The sequence below is a fragment of the Ruegeria sp. BB5 genome (assembly GCF_056539405.1).
On record NZ_JBQFUX010000004.1, the window covers coordinates 221,302 to 236,469 of the forward strand.

Below are 15,168 nucleotides of genomic sequence, written 5' to 3' on the forward strand. Positions count from 1 at the left end.
AATTTAAAAACAGGAACCGATCATGCGCATTGCATTGATGCTGGCCGTCATGGCTTTTGCGACCCTGTCCTGTGGTCGCAGCACACCTCCGCCTCAAAAGGTCGAGGCCAAAGCTTTTCTGAGTACAACTTCCCCTTCAGTCATCTACCCGGCCTTTGGCGACGCCGACCCGCATGACTGGGATGGGCGGCATCCTGGCCACTATCCGGTGCATGGGCTGGATGTCTCACGCTGGCAGGGGCCGATCGATTGGCATCAGGCCAAGGCATCAGGCGTCAGTTTTGTGTTCATCAAAGCGACCGAAGGCGGAGATGTCGCCGACCCCTTGTTCGAAGACCATCGCCGTGGCGCGCAAGCTGCGGGCGTGCCGTGGGGGGCGTATCACTATTATTATTTCTGCCGCCCAGCGCATGAGCAGGCCCGGTGGTTCATCAAGAATGTGCCAAAGGGGGCCGACCTGCCGCATGTGCTGGATATGGAGTGGACGCCGCATTCCAGAACCTGCAGGTTGCGCCCCGATGGTGCCACCGTCCGGGCCGAGGCTAAGCGGTTTCTAGATATCTTGGAACGTCACTATGGACGCCGTCCGATCGTCTATACAACGGTGGATTTTCATGGGGATACAGAAATAGGACGTCTGCGCGGGACCGAATTCTGGCTGCGATCCGTTGCCGGACACCCCCATCAGGTTTATCCGAGATCGTCCTGGCGGTTCTGGCAATATACCGGCACCGGGCTGGTGCCTGGTGTGCAGGGCAAGGTGGATATCAACACGTTCAACGGCCACCCCGAAAGCTGGGCGCGCTGGAAGGCGGGGGGCTAGTCCCGCACTTTTCGGTAGATCTCCCACAGATCGGGTCGCCGTTCGCGGGTGATCCGTTCTGACATTTCGTGCCGCCAATCGGCAATGCGCCCGTGGTGGCCGGACATCAGAATGTCGGGGATTGGGCGGCCCTTCCATTCGGCGGGGCGCGTGTATTGCGGATGCTCCAGCAAACCAGACGAAAAGCTCTCTTCCTCGGCCGAGGCCTGATTGCCCAATACGCCGGGGATCAATCGCACCGTGGCGTCGATAAGTGCTTGCGCTGCGATCTCACCACCGGTCATAACGAAGTCGCCCAAGCTGACCTCTTGGACGCCATAATGTTCCAGCACCCGCTCATCGACGCCCTCGAAGCGACCACACAGCAGGGTCATGCCGTCGCAGCGCGCGAGGTTTTGCATCATACGTTGATCCATCCGGCGTCCACGCGGGCTGAGATAGATCAGCGGCCAATTGCCCTGAACACCCGCCATCGTATGTTCGATCGCCTCTCCAAGAACGTCGGCACGCAGCACCATGCCTGCACCACCACCCGCAGGTGTGTCGTCGACGTTGCGATGTTTGCCGATGCCGAACGGGCGCAGATCAACGGTTTCCAGCTGCCACAAACCTTCCTGTAATGCCTTTCCGGTCAGGCTTTCGCCCAGCACCCCAGGAAAGGCTGAAGGAAACAGAGTGATGATCTTGGCCTTCCACACCCCGTGCAGATCAGGCGTAGGAGTCAACAGCTCGCGCGGTTTCAAGGTTGGGCGGATCGCCTTGCGACCGTGGGATTTACTGGGTTTGTCTGTCATGTCGTGCCGGTCAGAGCGCCTTTTGCGCGTTCAATTATCGCCGTCTTTTGCGCGATCAAGGCGGCTTCGTCCAGACGCGAGCGATTCAAATCCAGCAATTCCGCCAGAACGTCCTCGGGTAGGCGATTGTTCACCCGGGAAGGCGGCACCAGACGTTTGGTCTTGTCGCGCGACAGGTTCAGAAATTCGGCGAACGGGGTGCCGAGGCCAAAGCGTTGCAGTTGCAATTCCTCAAGCCAACCTGTCTTCACCATGACCGAAGGCAACCGATCGCGGATTTGATCTGCTGTGTCCTGCAAAGATGGCAGGTGATCCATGCTTGCCCGGAAGGCTTCGAAGTCATGGACCTGACGCATGCGTTCCAGATCATGCGCCCAGAGGCTGCGCAGCCAGCCGCCGCGCTGGCGCAAGGACAGGTAGATTGTGATCTCGGCCTCTTGCTGGTCAAAGCGATGCCGGACCGCATCCACCAAACAAGCGGCAAGTTCCGGTGCGGCTGCATAGCCCTGTTCGATGTTGCGGCTAGGGCGTAATCCGGCAAAGTTTTCTTCGCTGACGATCAATCCGCGTCTGGTGCCGAAGTCCAGTGTTTCGAGAAAGGCGCGCATCCGGGTTCCGAATTCGGACAACGTACCCACGGTGCCATATATGGAATGTGTGGTGGCCGCGCGGGATAGGCCCGAGTTTCGGGTGCGATAGGGCAAGATCAGCGAGAAATGCGGCCAGATCAATTCGCGGTTGTCATACAGGAAAGACTGGGCCGCGGTGGTGCCGGTTTTGTGCAGCCCTAGATGCAACAAAACCCTCCGCATCAGATCAGCCCTTCGGGCGGATCAGCGACAATGCGGCCCTTGTCCAGATCAACCGTCGGAACAGCCTCGCGCGTAAAGGGCAGCAAGACCGTAGATTTCAGACCCGGACCGTGCAGTTCCAGCAAGTCGGCCGCGCCGTGGTTCTGCACCGATTTCACCCGGCCCAGCAGAGTGCCGCCTGTATCATAAACCTCAAGCCCGATCAGATCGGTATGATAAAATTCGTCGTCGGGCAACGAGGGCAGCTGATCGCGACGGGCATACAGACGCAGGCCATTGATCGCGTCCGCTTGTTCTTTGGTTTCAATCCCGCCCAATCGGGCGGCGAACCCGTTCTTGATGGGCCGGGTCAAAACCAAGGGGTAACGCTCGCCGCCGTTTTCGTCCGTCAGTGGGGAATAGGTCTCGATATCCTCGGGGACCGCGCAAAAGCTTTTCAGGCGCACTTCGCCGCGCACCCCGTACGAGCCCGCAATGCTGCCGACACAGATCAGATCACTCATTTGGCTTGTCCACCGTCACACATAATCCGTCCTGCCAATCGCCGCGTGCCTCACAGGCCTCGCGCTGGTTCGAGCGTTCAAAGAACACGCCCACAATAAATGCGATCATCAGCAGGATGGGAAGTCGAATAAGCCCGAACATTCTTAGCGAACCTCAATCGGCAGCGTGTCGTGGCGGCTTTCCCAGCCAACACGTTCCAATTCGGGGGTGTCGGAAAACTCTTCCGGCTGCCCGACGCAGAAATAGCCGATCAGCCGCCAGTCGTCCGACACGTTCAAGTCACGGGCCAGCCGGTCTGGGTCCAGGATCGACACCCAGCCCAGCCCCAGCCCTTCGGCCCGCAAGGTGAGCCAGAACAGGGTAACGGCCGACACAACAGAATAGCGCCGCATCTCGGGCATGGTTCCGGCACCCAGACCTTGCCCCTTATCGGTGGCATCATCGCAGAACACGGCCAATTGTACCGGGGCTTCTTGCATGCCGGACAGTTTCAACTGGCTGTAAAGTTGCGCTTTTTCGCCGGAGTAACCGTCCAACGCCTGCGCGTTGGCGGTTTGGAAATTCTCAAGCGCCGCGGCACGCGCGGCTTCGCTTTCGACGCGGATCACACGCCAGGGTTCGCTAAGCCCAACCGAAGGGGCCAAGCGAAACGCGTCGAGGCAGCGCGTCAGCACTGCCTCGTCTATCGCATCGGTGCGGAACCGGCGCACATCGCGCCGGAGCCGCATTAACAGATCGAACTGCGTGCGGAAATCGTCAGTGAAAGTCTGATCCTGCACGCGCTCGCCTGCTTATTCTTCTGCTGCTGCTTCTTCAGCCGGTGCAGCAGCTGCTTCGGCAGCTTCAGCAGCCTTTGCAGCTTTCTCTTCCGCGCGTTCCTGAGCTTTCTTGCCCGGGGTCCCCTTGTTGGGGTTGTTACGCTCGGCTTTGTCACGGGTGCCAGCGGCTTCCAGCATGCGCGCGATACGGTCGGTGGGCTGTGCGCCCTGATCCAGCCAGTACTGGATACGCTCCATGTTCATTTTCACGCGCTCTTCGCTGTCTTTCGGCAGCAGCGGGTTGTAGGTGCCCAGTTTCTCGATGAAACGACCGTCGCGAGGCATGCGGCTGTCAGCAGCCACGATGCGGTAGAAAGGACGTTTTTTCGAGCCGCCGCGGGCGAGACGAATTTTCATTGCCATGGTGGTATCTCCTTTGGATGGCGTTTACCGGGATCGTTTCCGGTTAATTCTGGTGTTTCTTGTGGTGTCGGATGACTTCCTGAATGATGAAATTCAGGAAAGCCTTGGCGAAGTCGGGGTCTAGATCGGCCTCTTTCGCCAGGTCTTCTAATCGTGCGATCTGCGCAGCCTCGCGCGAAGGATCGGACGGGGGAAGGTCGTGTGCGGCCTTGAGCTTGCCAACAGCCTGCGTGTGCTTGAACCGCTCGCCCAGCGTATAGACAAGGATCGCGTCCAGCCGGTCGATGCTTTCGCGATGCTCTTTCAACAGCGCGGCAGCCTGTGTCACGGGGTTGGTCATTGGCCGTTCCTCTTTGCGGGCAAAGCGATGTGGGTCATGCGTAGGCCTCCATGCCGCCATTCACCAGATCGGCGGGGGCAGGGTGGCGCCAGATTTCGGTCGCGCCGAATTTCGGGTGTTCGTAGTGATAGTCGAGCTTAGCGCCCAGCCGTTTGGCCACGGCCTTGCTGGCGTGGTTTTCCGGGTCGATCAGTGAAATCGCCGTGTCCCAGCCCAATATGTCATAGGCATGGGCGCGCGCGGCCAGAGCGGCCTCGGTCGCATAGCCCTTTCCGGTCGCATGATTCATCAGGGTCCAACCGACCTCGGGCTCGGGCCAACCTTCGGGGAACCAAAGGCCGATCCGCCCGACATAGTTGCCAGTGTCTTTTTCGTCGACGCTCCAATATCCATAACCACGCAGAGCCCAATGGCCAAAATGCATGGCAATGATCCGCCACACTTCATCCCGACGCAGAGGTCCGCCGACATACTTCGCAGCATCGCTGGCAAAGAATGCGGCGTCCGCGTCCAGATCAGTTTCAGATGGTGCGCGCAGGATCAGACGTTCGGTTTCCAGAGTCGGTATGGCCAGAGCAAGTTTCATGCCGGCACCTCGCCATAGCGCCAGACATGCTGGTCTGCATCAAATGCACGTTCGGCAACTGCGTCCCGCGAAGCACCCAAGCGCTGTGCCAACGCATTCGAACGGGCATTTGAAGCCGATACATAGCTTACGAATTGCCCAGATCCCAACAGGTCAAAACCGAAATCGCGAACAGCTGAGCACGCCTCGGTGGCGTAACCCTGCAGTCTGTGATCCGCGCGGAACAGGTAACCAAGCTCGGGCTCCTGATCGTCCCATTCGAGACCCAGAATGACAAAGCCAATGACCTGAGCATCCTCTTTCAGTGTGACGGTGAACAGACCATGCCCGTGCAACAGCCAGCCGGAGGTATAGTAGGAGAACTCGGTCCAGGCGTCCTGATTGGTGTCGCCAAAGCTCTCTTTACAGATCGACGTCCACACTGGCAGGTCGTCCAAAGTGGGTGCGCGCAGAACCAGCCGCCGGGTCTTAAGGACCGGCAGGGCCGCGCGATACTGCGCTGCTGCCATCGCCGCCTTGCCGGACGGGGGCTGGGTGCAGCGTGCTGGGGTCACTTTTTCTTTCCGAACCCGCTGAGACCCGGAGGCAGACCCATGCCGCCACCCATACCGGGCATGCCGGGCATTTTGCCACCCATTGCCTTGGCCGCCTGTTCCAGCGCCTTGGGGTCCATACCTGCGGCCATTTCCTCGGGCGACGGGCCACCTTTGCCGAACATGCCCTTCATGGCTTGTTTCAGCATCTTGCCTTTACCCATCTTGCCCATCTTTTTCATCATGTCCGACATCTGCCGGTGCATCTTGAGCAGTTTGTTCAGGTCGCTGACCTCCATGCCGGAACCGGCGGCAATCCGCTTCTTGCGGCTGGCCTGCAACAGTTGCGGGTTGGCACGTTCGCGTTTGGTCATCGACTGGATCAGGGCGATCTGCTGGCGCAGGATTTTGTCGTCCAGACCGGCCTGATCCATCTGCTTGGCCATCTTGTTCATGCCCGGCATCATGCCCATCATGCCCTGCATGCCACCCATCTGGATCATCTGCTCCAGCTGCATTTTCAGGTCGTTCATGTTGAACTGACCTTTGACCATGCGCTTCATCATGCGCTCGGTCTGTTCCATCTCCATCGTTTCCTGGGCCTTTTCGACCAGAGCAACGATGTCGCCCATACCCAGAATACGACCAGCGATCCGGTCCGGCTCAAAGGTTTCGAGGGCGTCCATCTTCTCGCCCAGGCCGACAAAGCGGATCGGTTTGCCGGTGACTGCTCGCATGGACAGTGCTGCGCCGCCACGTCCGTCACCGTCCATCCGGGTCAGGACCACGCCCGAAATGCCAACCTTGGCATCGAATTCTTCGGCGACCTCAACGGCGACCTGACCGGTCAGCCCGTCGACCACCAGCAGGGTTTCGCGTGGATCAACCGCATTGCGCACCTGCTCGACCTCGTCCATCAGGACTTCGTCGATATGCAGACGGCCCGCGGTGTCGAGCATATAGACGTCATAGCCACCCAGCGTCGCCTGTTGCTTGGCGCGCTTGGCAATGTCGACCGGTTTTTGGCCAGGGACGATCGGCAGGGTATCGACGCCGACCTGTGTGCCCAGAACGGCCAACTGATCCATCGCCGCCGGGCGATAGACGTCCAGCGAGGCCATAAGGACCTTCTTGCCCTCTTTCTCTTTCAGGCGTTTGGCGAGTTTACCGGTGGTGGTCGTCTTACCCGAACCCTGCAGACCAACCATCAGGATCGGGGCAGGCGGGTTGTCGATCTTCAGCGCACCGGGGTCTTCCTCGCCGCGCAGTACATCGACCAGCGCGTCATGCACGATCTTGACGACCTGCTGACCTGGGGTGATCGACTTGGTGACCGCCTGACCGGTGGCCTGGCTTTGAACCTTCTTGACGAATTCACGGGCAACCGGCAGCGAGACGTCAGCCTCAAGCAGTGCAACCCGAACCTCACGTAGGGCGGTCTTGACGTCTTCCTCGGACAGAGCGCCCTGCTTGGTCAGCCGGTCAAAGACGCCGGAAAGGCGTTCGGATAGATTTTCAAACATGCCTTCGGCCTCCTTAGCCGGTTATCTCGTGGCGCCTCTTAGATAAGAAACACCGGTTAAATGCACAATTGCCCCCTCCCACTGAATTAGACGTGGGGGTAATGCCAAATGGCATTGCCCCCACGGGCGAAACTCGCTGGTGGGGGGCGATCCCTGAACGACTCAAGGGACCGGAAGATCAGATGCTTCCGGATGTTGGCCGCGATTTAGGCCGATTGGCTGGCAGAGTCAACCTTGCGTGCCGGAAGCCATTCATTGACGGCATCCACCAGCCGATGCGCACCGCGCCCACTGGAATAGGCCTCAACAATGGGGTGCCGACCCGCGCTCATGCCTTTGTCCAGTATGAGTACGGGGCGATACAGCGTAGATGAGCCCTTGTTGCTGCGCGAAATCGTTGTTTCAATCTCGGCATGGGACAGGTTCGACAGCATGTGTTCGACGGCATCATAACCAAAAACCGAATGCCTGCGGATCACGATGCTGTCTTTGTCCCGGTCCAGAATGACCTGAACGCGCCGTACAAAAGCGCAGAAGGCCCCAAATCCTAACCCTCCGCCGCCGAGGGCGAATATCAGGCCGAACAGGATGGCCTCGCCCCCCTCGGTCATCAAGAAGAGACCGAGGCCGACAAAGATTAGAATAAATAAAACGAGTGTGATGCCTATGAACCATGGGGTATCGGACAGGATCAGTTGGTTCGGTGTATTGCGCGTGACTTTCATGGCGGCACGCTAGCACTGTGTCGCGGGTCTGTCGTGCCTTGAATCTTGTTCCATGTTGCGCGAAGAGCGCGTTACATAGGAGGTTCCCATGGACGCATCATCTGCCTTTCAAGATACATTGCCGCTCAGCTCTGACGCGCTGCTGACGCAGTTGGGCGATTGGGGGCTGGCCTATCGGTTGCACAGCCATATCCCGTTGCGCACGGTCGAGGATGCGAAAGGGGTTGAGGATCAGTTTCTGGTGCCCGGAGAAAATACGCTGCGGCTCAAAAACCTGTACCTGCGTGACAAGAAAAAGCGGAACTATCTGGTGACGCTGGAACAGAGCCGCGAGATTGACCTTAAAGCCCTGGGTGCGGAGTTGGGTGTCGGGAATCTGTCCTTCGGTTCGGCGGATCGACTGATGCAGAACCTCGGTATCCGGCCCGGCGCGGTCAGCCCACTGGCGATGATCAATGGGGTTCAGAACGAAGTGCGGTTCTTTATGGATAGTGCGGCGCAGAATTCAGACGTGATCAACATGCACCCGCTGGTGAACGACCGTACCGTAGTAATGACGCGCGCCGATCTGATGGCGTTCTTTGACCGGATCGGCTGTGAAGTGACCTGGTTGCCCTGATCAACCCTCCAGCGCTTCTTTCAAAGCCGCCTCGACATGCGCTGCGGACGGGTTAATGAATAGGTGTCCGTCGGACTTGAAAACGGGATCGTCCAGATGATCAGGAAAGGCCAGGGGTAACTCGGTGCAGGCCAGGAGGACGGCGGTGCCGGGGGAGGCATGTTTGTTGCAAAAGGTCAGTAGTCGTGTGCGGGCCGTGTCCGACGCGCCGCCGTAGAATTCGCTGTCGATCATGGCCTGCATCTCGGCAATCTCGGGTTCCGGCAGGCGGTCGTTGGCCGTGATGCCCTCTTTGGCCAGCCGATCGGCATAGTCAGTCGCCTGCATGGTCACCGCCGTCCCCAGAACCAGAGCGCTTGATGCTCCGGCAGAGGCAGTGGCTTCGGCGGTTGCGTCAAAAATGCTCAGAATTGGCATCGCCACACCTTGCCGGATCGCGTGCAGCCTTGCGTGTGGCGTGTTCGAGGCGATGATGCCGAAATCGCAGCCTGCGCGTTCCAACGTCAAAAGGGCCTCGCGGAAGACGGCGTCGAATTCGGCCCAGCTGGCCTCATCCCCTGCCACACCGCGCAGGGCGCGGGTTTTGGCCTGTGTGACGGATTCAATGGTCATGGGCGGGATGGGTAGTGGCGAGCCGTGACCGAGGTCAGCAAAATACCGGCCCGCGCCCTGGGCAATCGCCCGGTAATAATCCACGGTCGAGGCCCAGCCCACTCCGCCCAGAATTCCGATCTTTTTCATAACTAACGCCCAGCCTGCCAATTCCCGTTCGGGAGGCAGACTGGACGTTTCGGCGTATAAAAACCAGAGGCGATCAGGCCGCCAGCTTAGTTACCGCCTTGTGGGCGTTGTTCAGCGCGGCCTCGGCGTCCAGCGCCATTTTGTCGGCGGCGACCACGTCGACATTGGTGATGCCAATAAAGCCCAGAACGTGACGCACATAGTTGGTAGCAAAATCGATCTCGGACCCAACGGCAGTGCCGCCCGAGGCGATGGCCAGAACCACGCGTTTGTCTGTCAGCAGTCCCACTGGGCCGTTCTCAGTATACGAGAATGTCAGGCCGACGCGGGCAACCAGATCAATCCAAGCTTTGAATGCGGCAGGTACCGAAAAGTTATAGATCGGTAAACCGATGACGATGGTGTCGGCCTGTTGCAGCTCGCCTACCAGTGAATCCGATAGCGCCAGATGTTCGCGCTGCGCGTCGTTGCGCTGATCGCCGGGGGTGAAGTTGGCGCTGATCCAGTCCTCGGTCAGCAGGGGCAGGGGGGAGGCCAGATCGCGGCGGATAATGCGTGCAGCACCCAGATGGTTGACGATGCGGTTGGACAGATCGCGGGTAGCTGAACCTTCACGGCGGGCCGAGGCGTCGATATGCAGGATGGTCTTGGTCATTTCACTTGGTCCTTCTGATAGGATTTTCGTCTGCGGCCAATATGGATATTGCGAGAATGAACAAAACTCGGATATATCAACACTGACTGTTGGAATTTGCACATCTGAGGTAATGCCGTGGACAATTGGGACGAAGTAAGAACCGCTTATCAGGTTGCCCGTATGGGGACCGTCAGCGGCGCGGCCGAGGTTTTGGGCGTGCATCATGCCACCGTGATCCGCCATATCGACGCGATCGAGGCACGGCTGGGTGTCAAACTGTTCCAGCGCCATGCGCGTGGTTACACGCCGACCGAAGCCGGGGATGATCTGTTGCGTGTGGCACAAGCGACCGAGGATCAGTTCAACCAACTGGTCGGGCGAATGAAGGGGCGGGGGGACGATGTCTCGGGGGAGTTGGTTGTAACGTCTCTGTCCTCACTGGCGCCTTTGGTGGTTCCGGTACTTAGTGAATTCCAACGCCTGCACCCGGGCCTGATCGTGCGTTACCTGACAGGGGATCGCCTGTTCCGTCTGGAATATGGCGAAGCGCATGTGGCGATCCGGGCGGGTTCGGCCCCTGATCAACCGGACAATGTGGTGCAGCCGTTTATCGATCAGGAAGTCGGGCTTTATGCCAGTACAGCATATGTGGAGCGTCACGGTCAGCCCAAGAGTGTCGAGGACCTTAGAAACCATTTCTTCGTTGGTGCCGACGATGAAAACAGCCGCGCTCCGTTTTCGCGCTGGTTGCGCAAGACCGTACCGGCCGAAAACATCATATTTCGCTGTACCAATAATTTCTGCAACCGCGAGGCGGTTATGTCCGGGGCTGGGATCGGCTTCATGGCTCGTTGGGAGGCGGGCCGCGACCCCAGTCTGATCGAGGTCATAGAGCCGCTGCCCGAATGGTTCGGGAATCTGTGGCTTGTGACCCATGTGGACCTGCACCGCACCACCAAGGTTCAGAGTTTCCTGACCTATTTGAAAGAGCAATCCAAAGGTTGGTCGGCGTGAGCCCTCAGGCCCAGGGCCATCTGGCCATGCTGGTTTTTTCGGCTCTGGTGGCGGGCAGTTTTTCGCTGGGGTCACTGATCGCCAACCAGATCGCGCCCGAAGCGATCACGGCAGCTCGATTTCTGATCGCATCGGTTGTGATCGGCGTTGCGGCGCTTCTGACGACCGGCTTGTCCCGAAGCGCGGCGCAGGCACCCTGGCGTTATCTGGTCTTGGGCGGATTGTTCGCCAGCTATTTCGTGCTGATGTTCCATGGATTGAAGACCGCGCCCCCGGTCAGCGCAGCGGCAGTGTTCACGCTGACGCCGGTGATGTCAGCGGTTGCAGGGTGGGTGTTGCTGCGGCAGGTCACCACGCCAAGAATGGCTTTTGCCCTGTCAGTTGGGGCAGTGGGCGCGCTTTGGGTCATATTCCGGGCCGACTGGCGGGCCTTTATGGCGTTTGAGATCGGTGGCGGTGAGATCATCTATTTCTGGGGCTGTTTGGCGCATGCGATCTACACGCCCATGGTGCGCAAGCTGAACCGAGGCGAGCCGGCGGTGGTGTTCACCTTTGGTACTCTGGTCGCGGGCTGCGTGTTGCTGACGTTGTATGGTTGGGCCGAGATCCGTGCGACCAACTGGGCCAACCTGCCGCTGATTGTTTGGGTCGGGCTGCTCTATGTCTCGATCTTTGCAACGGCGGCCAGCTTTGTTCTGGTGCAATTCGCAACCCTGCGGCTGCCTTCGGCCAAAGTGATGGCTTACACCTATCTGACGCCCAGCTGGGTGATCCTGTGGGAGGTTGCATTGGGTCAGAAGCCCCCAGGCTTACTGGTGTTTGTGGGTGCAATTCTCACCGTCGTGGCGCTTGTACTCTTGTTAAAGGCCGAGGGCCAGCCGCGCGCATCATCCAAGCCCGTGCCCGAATGACGCTTGTATTCCCGTCAGATTGTGCGAGCGTTGGTTGCAGGCAAACAGGGGCAATAACCAATGAGACCAGCACTTTATCTGATCACGGTGGTGGGGCTGTCGGCCTGTACGCCAACGTCCTCGGGCAATGCGGTTTCAGAAACGGATTTGCAGGGCAGTTGTGAAGCGCTCGTTTCCGCCGAAACGGGGGTCGGCCCCAAGGACGTGAACGCCATTTCCACCCGGTCCGAGCCGACAGGATCGGTGACAACCTTGTCGGTCGCAGGGGCGCAGGCACCATGGTTGTGCATGTCTGATCCGTTCGGTGTCATCACGGGTGTGCAATACAGCCAAGAAGGTTAGTGGCCGTCAGGGTTCAGCACGCCCGTTGAGGCAGATCAATGTCGATACATGCGAATAACCTTATGCTTGGGACCAAGGAGGAATTCGTCATGTATACTCACATTATGTTCCCGGTTGACTTGCATCTTCCCCCCGAGGTTCGCAAAGCCGCCGATGTCGCTGCTGAAGTTGCCAAGTGGCAGGATGCGAAGATAACCGTAGTCAGTGTGACCGGAACTCAACCCGGTGACCCGGTTCAGACGGACGCAGCAGTCAACGAAGAATTGCAGGGTTTCGCCGATGAACTGGCCAAGAGCGGCGGGACAGAAGTCGCATACCGCAATATTCACTCGGTCGATGTTGCAGCTGAAGTTGATGGTGACCTGATGCGCGCCGCCGAGGAAATTGGTGCTGACCTGATTGTTGTAGGAACTCACGCCCCGCGGATCACGGATTATATCTTTTCAAGCCATGCAGGATACCTGGCCAATCACGCCAAGGTTTCGGTTTTCGTCGTGCGCTAAATCTAGGGATCGTCAGCCGCAGGCAGTTCAATTTCCAGAAACCGTTCGAACGCGTCCAGATTGACGGGCTCGAACTGTCCAAAGCCTTGCATCCAGACCGACGCCGTGCGCAAAGCGTCAGGTTCCAGCTTGCACCACTTCACCCGCCCACGTTTCTCCTGACTGATCAGCCCGGCCTTGGTCAGGATCACCAGATGTTTAGAGATTGCGGCCAATGACATCTCGAACGGTTCAGCCACATCGGTCACCGCCATATCATCCTCAAGCAGCATCGCCAGAATGGCGCGGCGCGTGGGGTCGGCGAGAGCTGCGAATACGGTGTCGAGATCATTGGACATGCCTTCGCTCAACCACAGCCTTCGAGTTTGGTCAACCATTTGGTTGAATATGCGGATTCAGGGGTTTTGGTTGAAGCCGCTGCGCTTGCGCAGGTTTTGCCTTGGCTGAAGTTGGGTGAAAAATACTTAAAATCAATAATTTAAGCTGCGGCAATTCGGTTGCTCAACGCCGTTGACTCTGTGCGCCTTGCCCCTTAGCACCCTACCCAAGACTGTGCGAGGGAAACGCCCGTGACCGATGATGACCAAAAGCAGCGTATGGCGCAGCTGGAGGCGAAGATCGAGGCGGCGAAAAAGGCGAAGCAGCCAAAGCCTCGTGCAGATGCTGACGTGTCCGGGGGCGAGCTTGCCTGGAGGATGGTCATCGAAATGGTATCCGGTCTGGGGATCGGATTTGGCATCGGATACGGGCTGGACAGCCTGCTCGGGACGATCCCGATCTTTCTGGTGCTGTTCACATTGCTGGGCCTCGTCGCCGGAGTAAAAGTAATGCTCCGCAGCGCCAAAGAGGTTCAAGAGAAACAGATGGCGGCCAACGATCAGGCCGACCGAGACGAAAGGGACTGAACGTGGCGACTGAGACCACCGCAGCAGAAGGCAGCAGCCTGGTTTTCCACCCGATGGATCAGTTCATCGTCAAACCGCTTTTCGGTGACGGTGCAATTGCATGGTACACGCCCACCAACGTGACCCTGTGGATGTTCCTGGCGATTGCCGCGATCTTTGCTCTGCTGGTTCTCAGCACTTCGAAACGCGCGATTGTTCCGACCCGGATGCAGTCGGTGGCTGAACTGGCCTATGGTTTCATCTACAAGATGTTGGAAGACATCTGCGGCAAGGAAGGCGTTAAGTACTTCCCCTATGTCATGACCCTGTTCATGTTCATCGTCTGCGCAAACTTCCTGGGCATGATCCCGACGTCCTTTACCACCACATCGCATTTCGCCGTGACCATCCCGCTGGCGTTGGCCGTGTTCCTGACCGTGACTGTTCTGGGTTTCGTCAAGAACGGTGCCGCGTTTCTGGGTCTGTTCTGGGTCTCCAGCGCACCGCTGGCCCTGCGTCCGGTTCTGGCGATCATCGAGCTGATTTCGTACTTCGTACGCCCTGTCAGCCACTCCATTCGTCTTGCCGGTAACGTCATGGCGGGCCACGCGGTTATCAAGGTGTTCGCAGGCTTTGCCGCGATCGCCGTGATCTCGCCCGTGTCTGTTCTGGCGATCACCGCAATGTATGGCCTCGAGGTCCTTGTGTCCTTTATCCAGGCCTACGTTTTCACCATTCTGACCTGTGTCTATCTGAAAGATGCGCTGCATCCGTCGCACTAAGGTCTGATACCCCAACATCGAAACTTCCAATTCGTAAGGAGAAACATCATGGAAGGCGATCTCGCACACATCGGCGCAGGCCTGGCAGCAATCGGTTCCGGCGCAGCCGCAATCGGGGTGGGCAACGTTGCAGGCAACTTCCTGGCCGGCGCCCTGCGCAACCCTTCGGCGGCTGCTTCGCAGACCGCAACCCTGTTCATCGGTATCGCATTCGCAGAAGCCCTGGGGATCTTCGCATTCCTGGTCTCGCTGCTGCTGATGTTCGCCGTATAATCTGCGGAACCTGATCCTTACGCGCAGGTGGGCCCAAGCCATAGCGGCCCGCCTGTTGTAAAGACAACGTTCCGACGGAGGACAACATGGCGACTGAACCTATTGCCGAAGAAGTAGTTGGCAAATGCGTAGACTCCCATGGCTCGGCCATCGGGATGCCGCAGCTCTGCTTTGATTGGTTCCCCAACCAGATTTTCTGGCTGGTCATCACGCTGGTCGTCATCTTTCTGGTCCTGTCCCGCGTGGCCTTGCCGCGCATCGCGGCAATCCTGGCTGAACGTCAGGGGACCATTACAAATGACCTGGCTGCGGCCGAAGATCTGAAGGCCAAAGCGGTCGAGGCCGAAGAAGCCTATAACAAAGCGTTGGCCGATGCCCGTTCTGAGGCGCAACGTATCGCTGCCGAAGCACGCGCCGAAATTCAGGCTGGCCTGGATGACGCGATCGCCAAGGCGGACGCGGAAATCGCTGCAAAGGCGGCTGAATCGGAAAAGGCGATCGCCGATATCCGTGCAGGTGCGCTGGAAAGCATTCAAGTGGTTGCCAAGGACACGGCGGCTGAACTGGTTACTGCACTGGGCGGTGAGGCGGATGCCAAAGCCATTGACGGTGCTGTTGACGCGCAGATGAAAGGATAAGCG

24 protein-coding genes are annotated in these 15,168 nt (G+C 58.7%); 10 read left to right on the forward strand and 14 right to left on the reverse strand.

The annotated features are described in order from the left end of the window. The first annotated feature begins 22 nt into the window (after positions 1-22). Positions 23-823, forward strand: a complete 801-nt coding sequence (locus ACR0DL_RS12385) for a glycoside hydrolase family 25 protein (RefSeq protein WP_170350318.1) — start codon at positions 23-25, stop codon at positions 821-823. Here the strand turns inward: ACR0DL_RS12385 and trmD are convergent. The 11 genes from trmD to ACR0DL_RS12440 form a co-directional block, all read right to left on the reverse strand. Then, a complete protein-coding gene (gene trmD / locus ACR0DL_RS12390; protein ID WP_170550814.1) occupies positions 820-1,617 on the reverse strand; it encodes a tRNA (guanosine(37)-N1)-methyltransferase TrmD in 798 nt (265 codons plus the stop codon). The two genes, ACR0DL_RS12385 and trmD, sit on opposite strands and share 4 nt — an antisense overlap. Further along, positions 1,614-2,429 (reverse strand): hypothetical protein, encoded by an 816-nt coding sequence (locus tag ACR0DL_RS12395; protein ID WP_480689444.1) that lies wholly within the window; start codon positions 2,427-2,429, stop codon positions 1,614-1,616. Before ACR0DL_RS12395 ends, trmD begins: the two co-directional genes overlap by 4 nt. Then, the gene (rimM, locus tag ACR0DL_RS12400; RefSeq protein WP_170350321.1) at positions 2,429-2,932 is read right to left on the reverse strand and encodes a ribosome maturation factor RimM; all 504 of its coding nucleotides are present in this window, start codon (positions 2,930-2,932) and stop codon (positions 2,429-2,431) included. The genes ACR0DL_RS12395 and rimM overlap by 1 nt, the downstream gene beginning before the upstream one ends. Further along, complete coding sequence (locus ACR0DL_RS12405) at positions 2,925-3,074, reverse strand: hypothetical protein (RefSeq protein WP_165590802.1); 150 nt, start codon at positions 3,072-3,074, stop codon at positions 2,925-2,927. The genes rimM and ACR0DL_RS12405 overlap by 8 nt, the downstream gene beginning before the upstream one ends. Positions 3,075-3,076: 2 nt before the next feature. After that, positions 3,077-3,712 carry a 5,6-dimethylbenzimidazole synthase gene (bluB, locus tag ACR0DL_RS12410; RefSeq protein ID WP_480637615.1) on the reverse strand — a complete coding sequence of 212 codons (636 nt, stop codon included), beginning with the start codon at positions 3,710-3,712 and terminating at the stop codon, positions 3,077-3,079. A gap of 12 nt (positions 3,713-3,724) precedes the next feature. Continuing rightward, a complete protein-coding gene (gene rpsP, locus ACR0DL_RS12415; RefSeq protein WP_170350323.1) occupies positions 3,725-4,114 on the reverse strand; it encodes a 30S ribosomal protein S16 in 390 nt (129 codons plus the stop codon). A 43-nt stretch (positions 4,115-4,157) separates the two neighbouring features. Beyond that, positions 4,158-4,454, reverse strand: a complete 297-nt coding sequence (locus tag ACR0DL_RS12420) for a chorismate mutase (protein ID WP_170350324.1) — start codon at positions 4,452-4,454, stop codon at positions 4,158-4,160. A gap of 34 nt (positions 4,455-4,488) precedes the next feature. Beyond that, positions 4,489-5,040 carry a GNAT family N-acetyltransferase gene (locus tag ACR0DL_RS12425; protein ID WP_170350325.1) on the reverse strand — a complete coding sequence of 184 codons (552 nt, stop codon included), beginning with the start codon at positions 5,038-5,040 and terminating at the stop codon, positions 4,489-4,491. Next, the gene (locus ACR0DL_RS12430) at positions 5,037-5,594 is read right to left on the reverse strand and encodes a GNAT family N-acetyltransferase (protein WP_170350326.1); all 558 of its coding nucleotides are present in this window, start codon (positions 5,592-5,594) and stop codon (positions 5,037-5,039) included. The genes ACR0DL_RS12425 and ACR0DL_RS12430 overlap by 4 nt, the downstream gene beginning before the upstream one ends. After that, positions 5,591-7,096 carry a signal recognition particle protein gene (gene ffh / locus ACR0DL_RS12435; protein WP_170350327.1) on the reverse strand — a complete coding sequence of 502 codons (1,506 nt, stop codon included), beginning with the start codon at positions 7,094-7,096 and terminating at the stop codon, positions 5,591-5,593. The genes ACR0DL_RS12430 and ffh overlap by 4 nt, the downstream gene beginning before the upstream one ends. A gap of 206 nt (positions 7,097-7,302) precedes the next feature. Beyond that, entirely contained in the window at positions 7,303-7,821 is a 519-nt protein-coding gene (locus ACR0DL_RS12440) for a hypothetical protein (RefSeq protein ID WP_170350328.1), read from the reverse strand. 88 nt (positions 7,822-7,909) lie between these two features. Here ACR0DL_RS12440 and ACR0DL_RS12445 point away from each other — a divergent pair, with 88 nt between their 5' ends. Next, complete coding sequence (locus ACR0DL_RS12445; protein ID WP_170350329.1) at positions 7,910-8,440, forward strand: prolyl-tRNA synthetase associated domain-containing protein; 531 nt, start codon at positions 7,910-7,912, stop codon at positions 8,438-8,440. Here ACR0DL_RS12445 and ACR0DL_RS12450 read toward each other — a convergent pair whose 3' ends face one another. Further along, positions 8,441-9,181 carry an aspartate/glutamate racemase family protein gene (locus ACR0DL_RS12450; protein ID WP_480689446.1) on the reverse strand — a complete coding sequence of 247 codons (741 nt, stop codon included), beginning with the start codon at positions 9,179-9,181 and terminating at the stop codon, positions 8,441-8,443. Positions 9,182-9,254: 73 nt separating this feature from the next. Continuing rightward, positions 9,255-9,836, reverse strand: a complete 582-nt coding sequence (locus ACR0DL_RS12455) for an FMN-dependent NADH-azoreductase (RefSeq protein WP_480689448.1) — start codon at positions 9,834-9,836, stop codon at positions 9,255-9,257. 117 nt (positions 9,837-9,953) lie between these two features. Here ACR0DL_RS12455 and ACR0DL_RS12460 point away from each other — a divergent pair, with 117 nt between their 5' ends. The 4 genes from ACR0DL_RS12460 (at position 9,954) to ACR0DL_RS12475 (ending at position 12,588) form a co-directional block, all read left to right on the forward strand. After that, positions 9,954-10,832: a LysR family transcriptional regulator gene (locus ACR0DL_RS12460; RefSeq protein WP_170359977.1), complete on the forward strand. Its 879-nt coding sequence runs from the start codon at positions 9,954-9,956 to the stop codon at positions 10,830-10,832. Then, complete coding sequence (locus ACR0DL_RS12465) at positions 10,829-11,743, forward strand: DMT family transporter (RefSeq protein ID WP_368040142.1); 915 nt, start codon at positions 10,829-10,831, stop codon at positions 11,741-11,743. Before ACR0DL_RS12460 ends, ACR0DL_RS12465 begins: the two co-directional genes overlap by 4 nt. Before the next feature lie 60 nt (positions 11,744-11,803). Next, on the forward strand, positions 11,804-12,085 hold the full coding sequence (locus ACR0DL_RS12470; protein WP_480689450.1) for a hypothetical protein: 282 nt from the start codon (positions 11,804-11,806) through the stop codon (positions 12,083-12,085). An 89-nt stretch (positions 12,086-12,174) separates the two neighbouring features. Next, complete coding sequence (locus ACR0DL_RS12475; RefSeq protein ID WP_170359981.1) at positions 12,175-12,588, forward strand: universal stress protein; 414 nt, start codon at positions 12,175-12,177, stop codon at positions 12,586-12,588. Between the two features lie 2 nt (positions 12,589-12,590). Here ACR0DL_RS12475 and ACR0DL_RS12480 read toward each other — a convergent pair whose 3' ends face one another. Further along, positions 12,591-12,926: an ArsR/SmtB family transcription factor gene (locus ACR0DL_RS12480; protein ID WP_170350335.1), complete on the reverse strand. Its 336-nt coding sequence runs from the start codon at positions 12,924-12,926 to the stop codon at positions 12,591-12,593. 231 nt (positions 12,927-13,157) lie between these two features. On the opposite strand from ACR0DL_RS12480, the gene ACR0DL_RS12485 reads away from it, so the two are divergent. From ACR0DL_RS12485 to ACR0DL_RS12500, 4 genes are all read left to right on the forward strand, one after another. After that, on the forward strand, positions 13,158-13,493 hold the full coding sequence (locus tag ACR0DL_RS12485) for an AtpZ/AtpI family protein (RefSeq protein ID WP_170398618.1): 336 nt from the start codon (positions 13,158-13,160) through the stop codon (positions 13,491-13,493). A gap of 2 nt (positions 13,494-13,495) precedes the next feature. Beyond that, positions 13,496-14,254: a F0F1 ATP synthase subunit A gene (locus tag ACR0DL_RS12490; protein ID WP_170350337.1), complete on the forward strand. Its 759-nt coding sequence runs from the start codon at positions 13,496-13,498 to the stop codon at positions 14,252-14,254. Positions 14,255-14,302: 48 nt separating this feature from the next. Further along, a complete protein-coding gene (locus tag ACR0DL_RS12495; RefSeq protein ID WP_005981269.1) occupies positions 14,303-14,527 on the forward strand; it encodes a F0F1 ATP synthase subunit C in 225 nt (74 codons plus the stop codon). Positions 14,528-14,613: 86 nt separating this feature from the next. Further along, positions 14,614-15,165 (forward strand): F0F1 ATP synthase subunit B', encoded by a 552-nt coding sequence (locus ACR0DL_RS12500; RefSeq protein WP_170350338.1) that lies wholly within the window; start codon positions 14,614-14,616, stop codon positions 15,163-15,165. Positions 15,166-15,168: the final 3 nt, after the last annotated feature.

Coding starts and splice junctions, on each gene's coding strand:
- ACR0DL_RS12495 (WP_005981269.1), top strand. CDS start 14,303: ATGGAAGGCGATCTCGCACACATCGGCGCAGGCCTGGCAGCAATCGGT.
- trmD (WP_170550814.1), bottom strand. CDS start 1,617: ATGACAGACAAACCCAGTAAATCCCACGGTCGCAAGGCGATCCGCCCA.
- ACR0DL_RS12500 (WP_170350338.1), top strand. CDS start 14,614: ATGGCGACTGAACCTATTGCCGAAGAAGTAGTTGGCAAATGCGTAGAC.
- ACR0DL_RS12475 (WP_170359981.1), top strand. CDS start 12,175: ATGTATACTCACATTATGTTCCCGGTTGACTTGCATCTTCCCCCCGAG.
- ACR0DL_RS12395 (WP_480689444.1), bottom strand. CDS start 2,429: ATGCGGAGGGTTTTGTTGCATCTAGGGCTGCACAAAACCGGCACCACC.
- ACR0DL_RS12385 (WP_170350318.1), top strand. CDS start 23: ATGCGCATTGCATTGATGCTGGCCGTCATGGCTTTTGCGACCCTGTCC.
- ffh (WP_170350327.1), bottom strand. CDS start 7,096: ATGTTTGAAAATCTATCCGAACGCCTTTCCGGCGTCTTTGACCGGCTG.
- rimM (WP_170350321.1), bottom strand. CDS start 2,932: ATGAGTGATCTGATCTGTGTCGGCAGCATTGCGGGCTCGTACGGGGTG.
- ACR0DL_RS12450 (WP_480689446.1), bottom strand. CDS start 9,181: ATGAAAAAGATCGGAATTCTGGGCGGAGTGGGCTGGGCCTCGACCGTG.
- ACR0DL_RS12455 (WP_480689448.1), bottom strand. CDS start 9,836: ATGACCAAGACCATCCTGCATATCGACGCCTCGGCCCGCCGTGAAGGT.
- ACR0DL_RS12420 (WP_170350324.1), bottom strand. CDS start 4,454: ATGACCAACCCCGTGACACAGGCTGCCGCGCTGTTGAAAGAGCATCGC.
- ACR0DL_RS12440 (WP_170350328.1), bottom strand. CDS start 7,821: ATGAAAGTCACGCGCAATACACCGAACCAACTGATCCTGTCCGATACC.
- ACR0DL_RS12445 (WP_170350329.1), top strand. CDS start 7,910: ATGGACGCATCATCTGCCTTTCAAGATACATTGCCGCTCAGCTCTGAC.
- rpsP (WP_170350323.1), bottom strand. CDS start 4,114: ATGGCAATGAAAATTCGTCTCGCCCGCGGCGGCTCGAAAAAACGTCCT.
- ACR0DL_RS12470 (WP_480689450.1), top strand. CDS start 11,804: ATGAGACCAGCACTTTATCTGATCACGGTGGTGGGGCTGTCGGCCTGT.
- ACR0DL_RS12480 (WP_170350335.1), bottom strand. CDS start 12,926: ATGTCCAATGATCTCGACACCGTATTCGCAGCTCTCGCCGACCCCACG.
- ACR0DL_RS12405 (WP_165590802.1), bottom strand. CDS start 3,074: ATGTTCGGGCTTATTCGACTTCCCATCCTGCTGATGATCGCATTTATT.
- ACR0DL_RS12425 (WP_170350325.1), bottom strand. CDS start 5,040: ATGAAACTTGCTCTGGCCATACCGACTCTGGAAACCGAACGTCTGATC.